The 17,488-nt window shown below is 45.2% G+C and carries 16 protein-coding genes; 11 read left to right on the plus strand and 5 right to left on the minus strand.

Features of this window, described 5'->3' with window-relative positions; all coding sequences use genetic code 11:
* Positions 1-180 precede the first annotated feature (180 nt).
* A complete protein-coding gene (locus PJF56_RS21595; protein ID WP_283764792.1) occupies positions 181-1,185 on the minus strand; it encodes a pentapeptide repeat-containing protein in 1,005 nt (334 codons plus the stop codon).
* Positions 1,186-1,517: 332 nt separating this feature from the next.
* Positions 1,518-3,473, minus strand: coding sequence for an alpha-amylase family glycosyl hydrolase (locus PJF56_RS21600; RefSeq protein ID WP_283764793.1), 1,956 nt, complete (start codon positions 3,471-3,473; stop codon positions 1,518-1,520).
* Positions 3,474-3,724: 251 nt separating this feature from the next.
* On the opposite strand from PJF56_RS21600, the gene PJF56_RS21605 reads away from it, so the two are divergent.
* The 9 genes from PJF56_RS21605 (at position 3,725) to PJF56_RS21645 (ending at position 12,583) form a co-directional block, all read left to right on the plus strand.
* Positions 3,725-4,468 (plus strand): biliverdin-producing heme oxygenase, encoded by a 744-nt coding sequence (locus PJF56_RS21605; RefSeq protein WP_283764794.1) that lies wholly within the window; start codon positions 3,725-3,727, stop codon positions 4,466-4,468.
* A 134-nt stretch (positions 4,469-4,602) separates the two neighbouring features.
* A complete protein-coding gene (locus PJF56_RS21610) occupies positions 4,603-5,964 on the plus strand; it encodes a sedoheptulose 7-phosphate cyclase (protein ID WP_283764795.1) in 1,362 nt (453 codons plus the stop codon).
* 13 nt (positions 5,965-5,977) lie between these two features.
* Positions 5,978-6,811, plus strand: coding sequence for an O-methyltransferase (locus PJF56_RS21615; RefSeq protein WP_283764796.1), 834 nt, complete (start codon positions 5,978-5,980; stop codon positions 6,809-6,811).
* A 135-nt stretch (positions 6,812-6,946) separates the two neighbouring features.
* Positions 6,947-7,297: an aspartate 1-decarboxylase gene (gene panD / locus PJF56_RS21620; protein WP_347179611.1), complete on the plus strand. Its 351-nt coding sequence runs from the start codon at positions 6,947-6,949 to the stop codon at positions 7,295-7,297.
* Positions 7,298-7,310: 13 nt separating this feature from the next.
* The gene (locus PJF56_RS21625; RefSeq protein ID WP_283764798.1) at positions 7,311-8,675 is read left to right on the plus strand and encodes an ATP-grasp domain-containing protein; all 1,365 of its coding nucleotides are present in this window, start codon (positions 7,311-7,313) and stop codon (positions 8,673-8,675) included.
* Positions 8,676-8,750: 75 nt separating this feature from the next.
* A complete protein-coding gene (locus PJF56_RS21630) occupies positions 8,751-9,008 on the plus strand; it encodes a hypothetical protein (RefSeq protein ID WP_283764799.1) in 258 nt (85 codons plus the stop codon).
* Positions 9,001-10,065 (plus strand): D-alanine--D-alanine ligase family protein, encoded by a 1,065-nt coding sequence (locus tag PJF56_RS21635; protein ID WP_283764800.1) that lies wholly within the window; start codon positions 9,001-9,003, stop codon positions 10,063-10,065. Before PJF56_RS21630 ends, PJF56_RS21635 begins: the two co-directional genes overlap by 8 nt.
* A 280-nt stretch (positions 10,066-10,345) precedes the next feature.
* Positions 10,346-11,533: a quaternary amine ABC transporter ATP-binding protein gene (locus tag PJF56_RS21640; RefSeq protein WP_283764801.1), complete on the plus strand. Its 1,188-nt coding sequence runs from the start codon at positions 10,346-10,348 to the stop codon at positions 11,531-11,533.
* 36 nt (positions 11,534-11,569) lie between these two features.
* Positions 11,570-12,583, plus strand: coding sequence for an ABC transporter permease (locus PJF56_RS21645; RefSeq protein WP_283764802.1), 1,014 nt, complete (start codon positions 11,570-11,572; stop codon positions 12,581-12,583).
* Positions 12,584-12,647: 64 nt separating this feature from the next.
* On the opposite strand, the gene PJF56_RS21650 is transcribed toward PJF56_RS21645, so the two are convergent.
* Entirely contained in the window at positions 12,648-13,589 is a 942-nt protein-coding gene (locus PJF56_RS21650) for an aldo/keto reductase (RefSeq protein WP_283764803.1), read from the minus strand.
* A 92-nt stretch (positions 13,590-13,681) separates the two neighbouring features.
* On the opposite strand from PJF56_RS21650, the gene guaD reads away from it, so the two are divergent.
* Positions 13,682-15,037, plus strand: a complete 1,356-nt coding sequence (guaD, locus tag PJF56_RS21655; protein ID WP_283764804.1) for a guanine deaminase — start codon at positions 13,682-13,684, stop codon at positions 15,035-15,037.
* A gap of 63 nt (positions 15,038-15,100) precedes the next feature.
* On the opposite strand, the gene PJF56_RS21660 is transcribed toward guaD, so the two are convergent.
* Positions 15,101-16,240: a hypothetical protein gene (locus PJF56_RS21660; RefSeq protein WP_283764805.1), complete on the minus strand. Its 1,140-nt coding sequence runs from the start codon at positions 16,238-16,240 to the stop codon at positions 15,101-15,103.
* A 12-nt stretch (positions 16,241-16,252) separates the two neighbouring features.
* Positions 16,253-17,089, minus strand: coding sequence for a diaminopimelate epimerase (gene dapF, locus PJF56_RS21665; protein ID WP_283764806.1), 837 nt, complete (start codon positions 17,087-17,089; stop codon positions 16,253-16,255).
* A gap of 168 nt (positions 17,090-17,257) precedes the next feature.
* On the opposite strand from dapF, the gene PJF56_RS21670 reads away from it, so the two are divergent.
* Entirely contained in the window at positions 17,258-17,470 is a 213-nt protein-coding gene (locus PJF56_RS21670) for an Hfq-related RNA-binding protein (protein WP_283764807.1), read from the plus strand.
* The last annotated feature ends 18 nt before the right edge of the window (positions 17,471-17,488 follow it).

Below are 17,488 nucleotides of genomic sequence, written 5' to 3' on the forward strand. Positions count from 1 at the left end.
TCTACCCTCTTAGGTGAGGATGAAGTCCAGACGCTCCCACCGCTTGGGAACAATCTCTTAGTTGTCAAGGGCTTGTGACCCTTGCCAGCCTTACGCTTCAGGTGTTATTCCTATGCTTTTAGGCTGAACGAATCGCACCCAGGACTCTAGAATACACCATTTTTCAGAGCATCATCACCCCTAGGCATGGATTTTACCATCCGGCATCATCGCCCCTTCTAAATTCGCACCTTGCAAATCACAGCCTACCAAAGCCGCATCTCGCAGACTTGCGCCCCGCAGATCTGCACCTCGCAAACACGCACCATCCAAATTTGCGCCCCACAGATACGCCCCGCGCAAATCCGCTTCCGTCAGATCCGTTCCTCGCAGATCTGCCAAATTCAGATTCGCTTCCGTTAAATCAGCTTTACGCATATCCGCTTCACACAAATTCGTTTTCATCAAATTCGCTTGAATAAACTTACCCCCTTTGAGGATCGTTTCATGCATATCCGCCTGTTTCAAATTCGCCTGATCGAACTGGGTAAAACGCATTTGAGCTTGACTGAGATCGGCTCCCACTAAATTAGAACCGGCCATTTTTGCCCCATTTAACTTCACCGAATCCAATTCCAATCCGCTAAAATTCACACCGGGCAGTTTCAAACCATTCAAAAATGCGCCACTGAGTTTCACCCCATTTAAACCCGCTCCTTGCAAGTTTGCGCCACTTAACCGCGCTCCGGATAAATTCGTCCAATTCAGATTTGCGCCTTCCAGATTCGCTCGTCGCAAATTAATCCCATTCAGGTTTGAACCACACAGATTCACCTGTGGCATTTTCGCCCGAAATAGATTCACCCAGGTCAAAATGGCTCCGCTCAATTTGGCTCCTGTTAAATCCACTTTTCCCAAATGAGCGCCTCGCAAATCCGCCTTAGTCAAGTCGGCTTCTATCAACACCGATCCTTGGAGTTTCACATAGCTCAAATTTGTACCATACAAAAAAGCACCATTGAGGTTGGCTTCTTGGAGAAAACACCGCTCTAAAAAAGATCTCGCCAAAGATGCTTCTTTTAGGTTCGCTCCTGACAAGTTGGATTTGGCTAACTCCACACCAATTAAGTTGGCATAGGTTAAATCCGATCCACGAAAATCTCGTTCTCCATGGACATATCTTTGTAAAAGTTCATTAGCATCCATAAGATTGCTCTCCTATTGGGTTACACTTTTGTTATCTAAGTTGTTTTTTGATACATTTATCCACAAAATGCCTATTTCTTCCCCTCCATTAAGAGATTGTAACGGTATGGAGTAAAGCCCCTAGCTGCTCAGGCTTACCTTTTTTGGAGTTTTGAAAGGATTAAGTCTAGAAATACAGTCGCGTTTTGACGTTGGCCTATGCTGAGGATTGGTCGATTTGCGCTCTGACAATCAGCTTTACTTTATACTTTCTTCAGTATTGCACAAATGTTCCCCTATCCAAACAACTGTAACAAACCTTTAGAAATATCGAGAAATAGTTACATTTCACCTTAAGACTCCGGACCGGATGCCCAATGGTCTCGCCATTTCACGGTTCCTTCACTCGCCACAACCCAACGCCGGGCAACAATATTTTCTCTTAAAGGAGATTGACCTTCACGCCACAGAGCATATTTGTAATTAATCAATTTTCCGACGCTTTCATTGAAGGGAATTTCACCAAACCAGGTATTGGAATTAATGTACTCTAAGGGATAGGCTTTGCCAATATCCCAATTCCCCAACTCTGGACAATCTCCAGTCACCACAATGCGTTCACCGGGTTGAGTATCCACCCCATTCAGTTGGGCGCGAATAATGGTTTGTCCGGTTACTCTTTCGGCCACATGACTGAGGACAATAACTTGATTTTTTTCCAAGGTTAAATCCGATAGAATACTTTCTTCAACCGGATATTTTGCCAAGGACATAATATCTGTATGCTCGCCATCGGGTAATTCTGTATCAATGGATTCTAAGGTCACCGTTTCACCTCGATTCATGGCTACAAACAAAATAGAATCCCGATAACGTCGCACATAGCAATAGACATCAGGGGTAATGTATTTTTCCCATTGTCCTCCCATGGAAACGGCTGGATTAAATCGACGCACGCCGGATAATAAACGAATCGTCCAATAGATTTTTGTGTTCGTATTCCAGCGCGTCATCAGAGGACGATTATAGGGGTCATTATTTCCAAAGTGATTATCTGGATCGACATTGGTTTTATTGTAGAGATATTGTTCGGTTCCGTAATAAATACAAGGAATGCCACGGGTGGTCATTAATAAGGCGATCGCCAAATGCAACACTTCCGGATCGTCATTCAAACTCTGGAAGCGATACATATCATGATTATCGATAAAGGTGATTAACTCCGTTGCCCCAAAATAGCGATAATCTTGGTCTAAAACATCCTTAATTCGATAAAATCCGTCTTCTAAACCGAGGGCTAAGGCTTCTCGAATAGCCATACAAAGACCGAAGTCTAACAGGGTCATTCCGGAATGATTGGCAAATTCTACGGAACGGTCATCGAGAGGATGGGAATAGATCCATTCTCCGAAGACAAAGATATCGGGTTTATGGGTTTGAATTTCGGCGTTAAATTCTTGCCAAAACCAAATGGGCATATGCTTGACGGTATCGACGCGCAGGGCATCTACTCCGCGATCGATCCATTGTTTAATTGCTGCTTTAATATAACTGCGGTAGGCGGTATTGTTTTCGTTAAATGTGGCTAATCCCGATAACTCACAATTCTGGATTTGCCATTCATCTTCCCAATTTTGCACTTCACCATAGTGATGATACCAATGCTCTTTATCATCATTAAAGTCAGCAATTTTCACTCCGTCATCATAGAGAATTCCCTTCTGGCCGCTAATATCAGGATTGCTGTGGTTGCAGACGATATCTAAGATCAATTTCATGTTGCGCTTGTGAAGCTCTTCGATGAGTTGATCGAAGAGGGTATTTTTCTCTTCTTGAGTCTCGTTCAAAGATGGATTATCTTCGGGGCGAATAAAGCGGGGATTAATGCGCTTAAAGTCCTGAATCCAATAGCCATGAATGGCGGCACTTTCAATAAAGAGTTCTTCAATTTGTTCAAATAGGGGAGTCAGCCAAATGGCCGTTACGCCTAGGTTTTTCAAATAGTCGAGTTTGTTAATCACCCCTTGCAAATCTCCCCCCCAATATTTACCCCAATCTTCATGGGTGGGGTCGTAGAGTTCGGGGTTTGGCCCTTCATTATTGCGGGGATCGCCATCACAGAAGCGATCGACGACGATAAAATAAACGGTTTCTTGGCGAAATTCAATATCGCGAGTATACAAAAATTCTAGGTCTAAGTCTTCCTCGGACTCCGGAGACTCTACAGATGGGTTTAAGGGAGTTTCTGACTGACGAGCTGAGGGGGTATACTGGCTATGGGGAAACTCGGATAAGTGGGGATCGGGCATCAAAGTAGCGGTTCCTAGGTCAATACTGGGCTACTCTAGAATAGCAGAAGGGTTGCAATGCAGCTTAGAAGGGAGGCGATCGCCTCTGTCGAGTTTAAGAAACTTAATGTCAACCTAAATCAAATCGTTCTAAGGTAGCATTGTAGAGGGTAAGTAATCAACTCTACCCCTTTGCCAAGCCTTTGTGGAGACTTACCCAAAGGATTTTTTTAAGACCGTCTTTCATTTTCAAAATCGGGAACTGTTTTAGGATGAGTACCAATTTAGCGACCAAGCTCCGCGAGGGCACGAAGAAAGCCCACACCATGGCGGAAAACATGGGTTTTATTAAGTGTTTCTTAAAAGGAACCGTAGAAAAAGGGTCTTACCGCCAATTGGCTGGTAATCTTTACTTCGTCTATTCTGCCATGGAAGAAGAGATGGAGCGCCACCAGAATCATCCCATTCTAGGGCCTCTCTATTTTCCGGAACTAAACCGTAAACAGTCCATCGAACAGGATTTAGCGTTCTATTATGGCAGCAACTGGCGGGAGGAAGTTACCCTATCTCCAGTGGGACAAGAGTATGTTAACCGGATTAGGGAAATTTCCAATGAACAGCCGGAATTACTGATTTCCCATCTCTACACCCGGTATATGGGAGATTTATCTGGTGGGCAAATCCTGAAAAAAATTGCTCAAACGGCGATGAGTTTACCGGAAGGACAGGGAACTAAATTCTATGAGTTTGCTGATATTTCTGATGAGAAGGCCTTCAAGGCTAACTATCGGGAAACCATGGATAATTTACCTATTGATGAGGCAACAGCCGATCGCATCGTCGAAGAAGCGAATGCGGCCTTTGGCATGAACATGAAAATGTTTAATGAACTCGAAGGTAGCTTAATTAAGGCGATCGGGCAACTGTTATTTAATACCCTCACCAGACGGCGCACCCAAGGTAGTACCGAACTAGCTACGGCTGCCACAGCTAAACGGCTCCACCCCCCCTTATAGGCGATCATTGCTGTCACCCTGTTACTGTTGTAAGACTCTGTCGATCGGGTTTAAACAGTCACGGGTTGACAGCATTGCTGTCTTTAATGACCTTACTCCTGGCTTAATGTAGCATTTATACCCAAGAAAAGCATATGGTTGCACCGTCTCTATCCAATTCCGATCGCACAACAAGCGATCGCCGAAACGCTCCCCCATCTGACAGAAAAGACCCGAACTTACTCATTTGGCGACCCCACGACCAGCGATATCAAACCTCAGAATGGTATACCGGTTACGGTGAAATCCAACAAGAAGAAGACCAGCGCTCATTTAAGGTTACAGCCACCTATACCCTACAAGCAGAAGTCAAAATTGTCCAAGGTGTTTTAGACCCCACAAACCCAATTTTGGCCAATCTTTATCGAGAGCGCGAACGCTGTGTCAGCATTATCGATCGCACCATTGAGGAACTTTACGGAGAAACCCTACGCCACTATTTCCAAGTTCATGGAATTCCCTTAGAACTCAAAGTCTGTCGCGCTTGGGAATCCGATAAAACCCCCGAAACCGTCCATCAACTGCTCCATTTTTTAGGTAAAGAAGGCTGTGATGTTTCCCGCAACGAACCCGTTTTAGTCATCGGCGGTGGAGTTCTGAGTGATGTGGCTGGGTTAGCCTGTGCCTTGCAACATCGGCGCACCCCCTACGTGATGATCGGCACGTCCATTGTGGCTGCCATTGATGCCGGGCCTTCCCCTCGGACTTGTGTCAATGGCGAGCTATTCAAAAACAGTATCGGCGTGTATCATCCTCCGGTTTTAACTTTAGTAGACCGCAGTTTTTTCAGAACTTTACCCATCGGTCATATCCGTAATGGAATGGCCGAAATTATCAAGATGGCCGTCACCGACGATCGCGAGTTATTTGCACTCTTAGAACAGTATGGCACAGACCTAATTAAAACCCATTTCGCCACAGTCAATGCCGATCCAGAGTTAGAAAAAATTGCCGATGAAGTCATTTATCGCGCCCTCTATGCCTATATGAAGCATGAAGGGACGAATATGTTTGAAACTTATCAAGACCGTCCCCATGCCTACGGTCACACTTGGAGTCCCCGGTTTGAACCCGCCGCTAAATTAATGCATGGCCATGCGGTTACTATTGGCATGGCTTTTGGGGCGACTTTAGCGGAAAAATTAGATTGGATCAGTGCTGAAGACCGCGATCGCATCATCACCCTCTGTCGCACCCTCGGTTTAGCCGTCTACCATCCCATCTTAGAAGACACCGAACTGATGTTAGCCGGCCAGCAAAACATGCGTCGCAAGCGCGGCCAAGGCGGACTTTGGGCCCCCTTACCCCACGGACAAATCGGCTCATGTGATTACGCTCAAGAGATTTCCCCAGAACTGTTGCACACTGCCATAACAGAGCATCAAACCATCTGTAGCCAGTTTCCCGATGGGGGGGCAGGCGAACAAATGTATCTGGGCGATTTAGGCTTAGAGTAAGGAAACAACCATCATGAGCGAACATCATCCAGAACTACAGCCACCAAAAGCAGTAACCCCCCTAGGGATTTTAGTCGAGCAGTTAGAAGCCATTTCTCAACAAGCCAAATCTAGCAATATCCCCAGGGAATTAAGGGAGCAAATTGACCGCGCTTATCAACTCGCGGCTGGACTCAACCCCTATATTGAAGCCAATACCACCCCAGAATCTTCTGCATTAGCCAACCTTGCTAACAAAACCAGTCAAGAACCCTGGGAACTGCGCTTTTCCGATGGCGAAACCGTGCGTCAGTTAGAGCAAGAAATGCTCTCTGGACATCTGGAAGGGCAAACCCTAAAAATGTTTGTGTCCATGACCGGTGCAAAGCGTATCCTAGAAATTGGCATGTTCACCGGCTATTCTGCCCTCGCCATGGCCGAAGCCTTACCCGATGATGGACAGGTGATTGCCTGTGAAATTGACCCCTATGTAGCCGAATTTGCCCAAACCTGTTTTCAGCAGTCCGCCGATGGGGACAAAATCTCCGTCAAAGTGGGGCCAGCTTTGGACATCATGAAAGACTTGGCCGAGGTGAGAGAGTCCTTTGATTTTGTGTTTATCGATGCCGATAAGGGTAAGTATATTCAGTATCTGCAACGGCTGTTAGAGACTTCCCTATTAGCTGAAAATGGCTGGATCTTGGTCGATAATACCTTGCTGCAAGGGCAACCTTACCTGAAAATGGAACAGCGCAGCGCCAATGGAGAGGCGATCGCCCAATTTAATCGCTTTGTCACCGAAGACCCCAGACTAGAGCAAGTATTGCTTCCCCTGCGCGATGGTGTAACCATAATTCGCAGAAAGTAGCGAAAGTCCTCCTTTTTAAGAGAGATTTAGAGTTATTAAAAGTCCCCCTTTTTAAGGAGGATTTTCCGCAAGCGGATATGAACACGAATCAATTAGAAATGCCATATCATCTGAATCCTAGGGAGTCATAACATCATGTTGATTACCATGTTTAAAAGCAAGCTTCACCGAGTCAAAGTCACAGAAGCTCAACTCTACTACGAAGGTTCCATTACCATTGATGAAGAACTGCTCAAAACAGCCAATATTCTTGCCTACGAAAAAGTGCAAGTTGTCAATGTAAACAATGGTTCTCGTCTAGAAACCTACACCATTCCCGGCCAATGGGGAAGCCGGACAATTTGTCTGAACGGCCCAGCCGCTCGGATGAACTCAGTCGGAGATGAAGTCATTATCATTGCCTATGCTCAAATGATAGAAGAAGAAGCCCGATTACACCATCCTAAAGTCATTTTAGTCGATGACCATAACAATCCCCTAAACTAAATTTTATCCTAATATGGCATTGATCTTATTAATCCAATCGCGCGTATATGCTCTGTTTCAGAATCTTGCAGTTCTCGCCTTACTCGCGATTGTATTACCCTTCAATTTATGCAAAGTATTGCCCGGATGGGTATGGCTTGGGTTTAGCCAACGATTTGAACCTCAAGAAGACCCTAAACCTACCAAGAATCTATTAATCTCAGGGGCAAAGATGACTAAATCTTTGCAGCTTGCTCGTCTTTTCCAGAGTAGAGGTCACCAAGTATATCTTCTAGAAGAAGAGAAATATTGGATGTCAGGAAATCAATTTTCTAATGTCGTTGCCGGTTTTTACACAGTTCCCAATCCTAAAAAAAACTGGAACAAATACTGTAAACATTTATTAGAAATTATCCAAACCAAAAACATAGATATCTTTATTCCCGTATCCAGTGCCGTAGGCAGTTATGATGAATCGCGACTAAAAGCAATTCTCTCCCCCTATTGCGAAGTCTTTCACTTCGATCCGGAGATTACTGAGCTATTAGACAATAAATTCACATTTATCGAAAAAGCTAAAATTCTCGGTTTATCTGTTCCCAAATCCTTTTTGATAACCAACTTTCAGCAAATTCTTGATTTTGATTTTGCCCAAGATGGCAGTCAATATATCCTCAAAAGCATTCCCTACGACTCCGTGCGCCGTTTAGACATGACCAAGCTACCGATGAAATCTGAGCAAGAAATGGAAGCATTTGTCAAAAAAATGCCCATCAGCAAAGATAAATCTTGGATTATGCAAGAATTTATTCGAGGTAAAGAATATTGTACCCATAGCACCGTTAGGAATGGTAAAATTAGACTGCATTGCTGTTGCGAATCCTCGGAATTTCAAGTCAACTATCACCATGTAGAAGAACCTAAAATTTATCAATGGGTGGAAACCTTTGTCAAAGGATTAAATCTCACGGGGCAAATCTCCTTTGATTTTATTAAAACCGAAGATGGACAAGTTTATCCCCTAGAATGCAATCCGAGAACCCATTCCGCCATTACCACCTTTCACAATCATCCCGGAGTTGCCGATGCTTATTTGAAAGACGCTGAAGATGAAACTAAAAGCCCCATTTTTCCCCTACCCGACAGTAAAGCCACATACTGGACTTACCACGAACTGTGGCGACTGACCGGTATTCGATCTTTTGGGCAATTCAAGGCTTGGATGAAACGAATAACAGAAGGTACAGATGGCATTTTTCAATGGGATGACCCTCTGCCATTTTTGATGGTACATCATTGGCAAATTCCTGTACTTTTATTGCAGAATCTGAAAAAAATGAAAGGTTGGGTTAGGATTGATTTCAATATCGGCAAGTTGATCGAATTAGATTGGGATTAGATGATATCAAGTCCGGTGTATTACTCAATTGTAGGGTGGGCATTTTCCACTCTACAAATCTACTTTTTAAGTATTATGTATTACAGTAAATTCACCTTAGATAAACTCAAGAAAGACTTTAACATAATCTTGACAGGCAGCAAAGGAAAATTTAATACCTTACCAGAGGTTTTACCCAGTCCATTTATTCTCGAAGCTTTAGAAGAATATCTGCCGTTAGCCGTAGCGATAGGGTCTGAAAAAGCTCGCTCTGAATTAATCGTTGCACCGATTTTAGTGGAACTCAAAATTTTGGGGATATTAAATAGTTTTTTGGTTAAAAATAATGAATAAAACTCAATCGATCGAGTCTCAATTGCGCGTATTGCACCTAGCCGGTTCTCGCGTCTCGGAATTTTACCACAATCTATCGCTGATTTATGCCCAAGCCGCGATCCAACCTCCAGGGGTGAGCAGTAACTATGCAGTTGTCCATCCCGATGGGTTTTGGCAGTTGGGAACGTCTTTAGAAAACCTATCAGAAAAGATATCACTTCAGGAGATGATTGCTAAACTCCCTGAGATTAATCTTGTCATTCCCCATATGTTTTGTTTTCCTGGGATGACGAGTTTTCGAGCATTGTTTGAGGATATTTTGGGTTTACCGGTGGTGGGTTCTCCATGCCATTGTACGGCTCTAGCAGCGAACAAAGCTCATACTAAAAGTGTGGTGTCTGGGGCTGGGGTTCGTGTTGCCCAAGGGCAAGTGGTGCGCCAAGGGGATAGGGTAACCCTAGAGCCTCCATTAATTGTTAAACCAAGCTCGGAAGATAATTCTTTAGGATTAACGTTGGTTTGGAAGGAAGAGCAAATTGCTGAAGCGTTGCGAGTGGGCTTTGAACATGATGAGGTTTTGGTGGTAGAAGAGTATATCCCTGGCAGAGAGTTGCGGGTAGGGGTGATTGAGCGCCAGGGAGAGTTATGGGTAGCGCCGATGATTGAGTATTTGGTGAGTGAGGAGCATCCTATTAGAACGGTAACCGATAAGTATGAGCTGCGATCGGATGGAACGCCTTATCGACAACCGCAAAATTCGCCGGTTAAACCGGTTTGTCCTGCGGATGTGACTCCAGAGCTATTTGAGAGGGTGGCTGATGCTGCGAAGAAAGCCCATATTGCTCTAGGCTGTCGCGATTATTCTTTGTATGATTTTCGGGTACATGCCCAAACGAATGAACCCTATTTGCTGGAGGCAGGTTTGTTTTGGTCGTTTGGGAAAATTGGTATGATTTCTCGGATGGTAGAGGCTGATGGGCAAAGTTTGGATGAGGTGGTGTTGGAGGTATGGCAGAAGGCAGCAGGGCGGACTCGTGTGGCGGGGAGTTCGTTGTTTAAGTATATTGAATGTTAAATTAGCATCAAAATATCATTTTGGCAGCGCTCAAAGGGAGCGAATAATTGATAAATTTTTTACTTCTTCTGAAGCACCAGTAAATCTGATAATAACTCCACCCCATTTTCGTCAGGACTACCTCATTAGACTCGGCGATCGCTTTCATAACAGGATCTGGTCTTAATTGTACTATACTCCTATTCAAGCACAGAAAAAGGGAGTCGTCGTTTATAGTGTATATAGAGCGCCCTAGTTGACTACCCATGAAGCGCTATTTGATGTTATCTCTAAAATCAGCATGACTGAAACCAAAATCCACCTGGAAAACTTAATCAAAATTTACGGTAAACATACCTCAACAGCTTTGCAACGGTTTCGAGAGGGGGCAACCCGCGAGATGATCTTGAAAGAAACGGGTAATGTGCTGGGTATCGCTGATGTTTCCCTGAAAATTAATCGCGGGGAACTCTTTGTAATTATGGGATTGTCTGGATCGGGGAAATCAACCCTGGTTCGTTGCATTAATCGCTTGATTGAACCCACCAGTGGCAATATCTATATTGATGGCGAGGAGGTGGTGCATACGAGTCAAAAGCGAATTCGGGAAATTCGCCGCACTAAAATTGCCATGGTGTTTCAGAAGTTTGGCTTGTTTCCCCATCAGAGTGTCATCGAAAATGTGGCCTATGGTTTGAAGGTGCAAGGGATGGATCTTAAGGAACGCCGAGAGAAGGCTATAGACATTTTAGAGCGAGTGGGGTTAGCAGACTGGCGCAATTATTTACCTTCATCGTTGAGTGGGGGAATGCAACAACGGGTGGGTTTAGCGCGAGCGTTAGCTACTGATGCGGAGATTTTGTTGATGGATGAAGCCTTTAGTGCCCTCGATCCGTTGATTCGCCGGGAAATGCAAGATGAATTGATGCGGTTGCAAGCAGAACTCCGTAAAACGATTGTATTTATTAGTCATGATATTCAAGAGGCGCTAAAAATTGGCGATCGCGTGGCGATCATGAAAGATGGTGCAGTGGTACAAGTGGGTACTCCCGAAGACTTAGTTTTACGTCCCATTGATGAGTATGTCAGGGCCTTTACCCAAGAGGTCAATCGCGCTCAAGTAGTAAAAATTGGCACAGTATCCCGGAAAACTAACCCCTTAAATGGCGATCGACATAGGATTGGGCTTGTCCTCGAACAAATGGAACAACAAGGGGTGAATCAACTCTATGTGGTGAATGAAGAGAAAGTTCCCGTCGGGTTACTTCAGAAACACCGTCTAGAATATGCCCTCAACAATGGCAATCAAAATTTAGCCGATCTGATGGTCAATGACTTTCCCAGGATCGAAGATTTTCATTGCTTAGAAGCAGCCTTTTCCCTATCGGATTCTGGTCTGCCGATCGCCGTCACCAATGCGGATGGCCAATTCCATGGCATCATTACCCCCAAAGAAGTGTTAATGAGTATGAGTAGCCCCAGAGCATAAGAGATCTTAAGTTATGTTGTTGCGTTGAATAAATTCATGATTGACTCTTTATCCCCATCTTTAATCAGTGAAACTCCAGTTTTCCTTGACCCCTTTCAACTGTATACCCTACCCCTAGGGAATTGGGTTAGCAGCTTGGTAAATTTCTTGGTCGATCAATTTCGCTGGATTTTCCAACTGATTAGAATTCCGTTCTCTGTCGTTCTCACTACCATTGAAGCCAGTTTATTAGCTATTCCTCCGACCTTATTTTTAATTCTATTAGGGCTACTGGTATGGCAATGGTGTGGTTCTGGGATTGCCATCTATAGTCTAGTCGCCATGACAGGGATTGGCTTACTGGGAACCTGGGAACCGGCCATGACTACCTTATCCCTAGTTGTTTGTGCGGTGACCTTTTGTATCATTATTGGTTTACCGATTGGCATTTTAGCGGCTAGAAGCGATCGCTTTGACTCCATTTTGCGCCCCCTTCTCGATGCCATGCAAACCTTGCCTTCCTTTGTGTATTTGGTTCCCGTAGTCATGCTCTTTGGGATTGGAGAAGTCCCCGGAGTCATTGTTACCTTAATTTTTGCCGTGCCGCCCCTGATTCGATTAACCAATCTGGGGATTCGTCAAGTCTCGAAAGAAGTAGTCGAAGCGGCGATCGCCTTTGGTTCTACCCCCAACCAAGTTCTCTGGGAAGCCCAAGTTCCTTTAGCCTTGCCCACGATCCTCGCTGGGATTAATCAATCTATTCTCTTAGCGCTCTCCATGGTAGTCGTTGCCTCCATGATTTCCGTCGAAGGTCTCGGTCAAATGGTCTTGCGAGGCATCGGCCGGTTAGATGTGGGATTAGCCACCGTTGGCGGGATCAGCATTGTTTTAGTGGCAATTTTATTAGACCGAATCACCCAAGCTTTAGGGAAGCCCAAAAAACGCTCCTGGAAAAAGCGCGGCCCCATTGGGTTTGTGCTTTCTTTTTCCCAAAAACAAGCCCTTAGCAGCGTGATTGTCCTGATCTCTGGCTTATTTGGGTTGGGGACTTTTACAGCCCCCCTTTTTTAAGGGGGCTGGGGGGATCGAAATGTATCGCATAGCAGCGAAAACTGCTGCAAAATCTCTCTCAACTCTAACTCAACCAAGGACGGGTGACTTCTTCTAAATCATCCACATCCTCTTGTTTTAAGCTCCATCCTAAAGCACCCGCATTATCTTTCGCTTGCTTGGCAGTTTTCGCCCCCGGAATAGGAATCACTCCTTGGCAAATCAGCCAATTCAGAGCCACTTGAGAGGGGGTTTTCTTGTATTGATCGGCAATCCGTTTTAAGCGGGAAATCACGGGGGCAATTTTTCGTAATCCTTCCCGGCCAAATTCTGGGCTAAGTTTTCTGGCTCCCGTTGGAGCATTAACCGATGTATATTTACCCGTCAATAATCCTTGTGCCAGGGGACTATAGGCTAAAATCGTAATGCCTAACTCGCGAGCTGTTTCCAGAATTCCATTGACCTCAATTTTCCGACTCAGTAAGGAATACTTCACCTGATTCACGGCTAGGGGAATTCCTTTGTTGGCTAAAATTTCGTGAGCTTTCCGCATTTGCTGGGCGGAATAGTTGCTCACTCCTATGCTTTGAATTCTGCCTCGTGTCACTTCATCCGCTAATGTATTGAGCAAGGTTTCTTGACTCATCAGAAAACTGACGGGTTGATGGATCTGATAGAGTTCAATATAATCCACTTGTAGCCGGTTCAAACTATTGGTAATCGCCTCGGATACGGTTTCCGGTTTAATGCGCCAAGGCACGGGGAAATATTTAGTGGCGATTTGCGGCGATCGCCCGGTTTCTTTCATTAACCGACCGATCAAAGATTCCGACTCTCCCAACCCATACACTTCTGCTGTATCAAAAAAACTGATTTCCCCTTCTAGGCTTGCCTCAAACGCTTTTCTAATCTCCGCTTCGCCATAGGTATTGCCATAATCCCAAAACAGTTTATCACCCCAAGCCCATGTGCCGATTCCCAAGGGAGTGACCCGAATATCCGTTTGACCCAGTTGCACTGTTTCCATGGCTAAACTCTGATGACGCAATACTTATTTATATTAGAATGATTTCAGAAAAGTCAAGTTAGACCCTTAGTTTACCCTAACTCATTTGCTCCATGTCTGCCCATTCTGCTGCTTACCCAGCCTTCCGGGGGGCGATCGCCGATTTTCTCCATAACCCCTTCCTTCATCGGGAATCAGAGAGTGTACGCTATTTTCCCGATGGCTTACTCATCCTAGAAAACGGGCAAATTAAAGCGATCGGCGACTACCAAACCCTCCACACTCAATACCCCCATCTGGACATTACAGACTATTCCGGTAAACTAATTTTACCCGGTTTTATTGACCTTCATATCCACTATCCGCAAACGGAAACGATCGCCTCCTATGGAGAGCAGTTATTAGAATGGCTAGAAAAATATGTATTTCCGGTAGAAAAAAAATTTCAAGATCCAGACTATGCCCAAACCATTGCCGATTTTTTCCTCGATGAACTGCTCCGCAATGGCACAACCACAGCCGTCGTTCTCACCACCATTTTCCCTCAATCGGTTGACGTTTTATTTACGGCTGCCCAAGAACGCCAGATGCGAATGATTGCCGGGCAAATGTTGATGAATCGCAATGCTCCCGATTTTTTGTTAAATACCCCTCAAAGCGCTTATGAGCAAACCCAAAATTTAATCCAAAAATGGCATCGCCAAGACCGATTACTCTATGCGGTTACACCGAGATTTGCCCCCACTTCAACACCAGAAGATTTAGAAATAGCCGGTTATTTACTCCGTCAATATTCCGATCTTTATCTGCATACCCACTTATCGGAAAATACCCAAGAAATTGCATGGATTAAACAGCTTTTTCCGAAAGCGTCCGATTATCTGAATGTTTATGAGCAGTTTGGATTAGTCACAGAACGCTCTATTTTTGCCCATGGTATCCACCTGAGTGACTCGGAACGGCAACGGTTAAGTCAAAGCCAGAGCGCGATCGCCTTTTGTCCTACGTCTAACCTATTCCTCGGTAGCGGATTATTCAATTTACAAGCCACCCAAACCCCATCCCCTGCCATTCCCGTTGGGTTAGCCACCGATGTGGGGGCAGGAACCAGCTTTTCCCTGTTCAAAACCATGGGAGATGGGTATAAAGTGCTGCAACTGCAAGGACAAGCCCTTTCCCCCTTCCAAGGCTTTTACTTATCTACATTAGGCGCAGCTCAAGCCTTACATTTAGAGGCTAAAATAGGTAATTTTGAACCCGGAAAAGAAGCAGATTTTATCATCATTAATCCTGCTTCAACTCCCTTAATGAAATTACGCAATCAAAACCAAATGCCGCCAGAAACTTTATCCGAACTCGCCGATCAACTGTTTACCTTGATGATTTTAGGAGACGATCGCAACATCGAAGCTACCTATATTCTCGGTAACCTTTGGAAAGATAATGAACAATTAACAATGAACAACTAACAACTAACAACTATGAATGGTTAATCTCCGCGTCCCCGTCTCTCGATTCCCTATTCCCTAACCCTAACCCATTACCTTAACCAGCACTGCATCCAATACATTAATCACCCGATTTAAGGCAGATTCATCCTGTAAACTCGATAGGACAAAACTGGTTAACCGGGGTTCAACCGGATCGACGGGGAGGGATAAACCAATGGCACTAAACTGATTTCTTAAATAGTCCCATTCCTTCTTTTGATCGAAAGGAGGCAGGGTAGCATAACTTCTAGAGGAAATTTGAAGCACGCCATCAATACTAATACTAAAAAACTCGCTCATTTCTCCATTCGGCGGCGATACCCAAACCGAAAATCCACCATAGGTATCTCCCATTCCCCATTTAATTTTCAAGGGCTGATGTTGGGTGACCCAATCATACAACTGGCGCACGATTTGCGCCTCTTCGTAGCTCTGTCGTGTCTCATATTCATAGAAAAATGATGTTTTATCCCAACGCCTGCGCTCTAGCACGGTACTGGCTTTTTTCTGCTGGGATTCTGCGGTTTTGCCAATCACGCGAGGAACGAGGGTTTTTAATCCGGCTTCACTCACATATTGCTTCACCTCCAGACCCAAAATTTCCAAGGGATCGATTTGAGTATTGAGGAACTCAATCATCACTCGAAACTCCGGCGAAATTTCATCGGAGACAAAAATTAAGCGCACTTGCCCCGCTTGCAAATGGGTTTTAACTTTCTGCCAGAATTTTTCCTCATCTACGTCGGTTCCTAAAAAGGATTCAAACACCTGTTCGGGATCTCGTCCTTGCTCCCGACAATTGAGTTCAAATTGGGAAATGACCGCTTCTACGGGCCAGTGTAGGGGCAGTTGGGCGGCATATTCTAACATTTTGCCCATCATTTCCCGGCGCGATCGCTTGCTATCCTCTCCCTGAACCGCAACTAGGGTGGGGATGCCATCTTGATCGACGAATAAGTGATCTAAAGACCAACTATTATCATCCTCTTCATCCAGGGTGGAGGTCACTTCACGAGTGATCCCTAACCACCGTCTGGGGGTAGCTCGATCGATCTGATCGCCTGCTAAAAGATTGGGATATTTTTCAATTAACTCTTGCAGGCGCTCCTCTGAATCATAGGATTGTTCCGTCATTTCCACCAAATGATCCTCATCCTGAATCAGATAAATTCCCCCACCCATGAATCGTCCTCTTTAGATTACAACTTGGCCGGTAAACACTGCTTGAGCTGGGCCCGTCATGTATAGTCTATCGTTTGTGGCCCATTCAATGTCGAGATCGCCACCCGGCAATTCGACTGTCGTATGGCGATCGCACTTCTTAGAGAGTACCCCAGCTACAACCGTTGCACAAGCCCCCGTCCCACAAGCCAAGGTGATTCCAGCACCTCGTTCCCAAACCCGCATTTTTACCCGGTTAGAGGCGATCGCCTGTACAAATTCAGCGTTAATGCGTTCTGGAAAGGCCGGATGATGTTCAAATTGGGGGCCAATCTGTTCTAAGGCGACTTTCTCCACATCCTCCACAAACGTCACACAATGGGGATTTCCCATACTCACACAGGTTACCAGCCAGGCATTTCCCCCCACCTCCAAAGCACGATCCACCACCGGAGCGCTACCCGATCCCAAGGTGGTGGGAATCTCTGCACCCCCTAACCGAGGAATGCCCATATCCACCGTTACCTGACCCTGTGACCCCAGTTTAGGAACCATTACCCCGGCCAAAGTAGAAATCTGATATTCCGCCTTTCCAGAGCCATCTAAGTGGGCAACAAACTGGGCAAAACAGCGAATCCCATTGCCACACATCTGCGGTTCCGAGCCATCAGAATTAAAAATCCGCATGGTGTAATCTGTCCCCTCTTGTCCAGGGAGAGCAAAAATCACCCCATCGGCTCCAATACCAAAATGGCGATCGCACAACTGGGCTGCCTGCTCCGGCGTAATCATAGGCCGATCGCTTGCCCGATTATCCAGCAAAATAAAATCATTTCCCAATCCCTGGTACTTGGTAAATTGCAGTTCCATAACCTTGCCCTACTCAATATTTAATTATGGTAATGGGTAATCGGCGATCCCCCTATCTCCCCATTCCCCCATCTCCCCACGCCCTCTCCCATTTTCAGACATACCTTGTTAAACTTTGTTCGGGAGGCTCTAATTCCCGATTAAACCGTCATTACCCCTCTTAAAACTATGTCCGAGTTCGATACCACCTTGCCCAGTGTTCGCAACATCCAGAACTTCATCCAAGAACAGAATGAAGTGGAACTCAAGTTAGTCACCGACGACCTGATTGTAGGCAAAATTGTTTGGCAAGATGTCAACTGTATCTGCTTGATGGATCACTATGAACAACCCACGATCGTCTGGCGACAAGCGATTGTTTTTATCAAACCCAAACCCTAACTTCTTGTCCCTTAGCTA

Origin of the sequence: Roseofilum halophilum BLCC-M91 (genome assembly GCF_030068445.1) — a bacterium.
GTDB classification, from domain to species: Bacteria; Cyanobacteriota; Cyanobacteriia; order Cyanobacteriales; family Desertifilaceae; genus Roseofilum; species Roseofilum halophilum.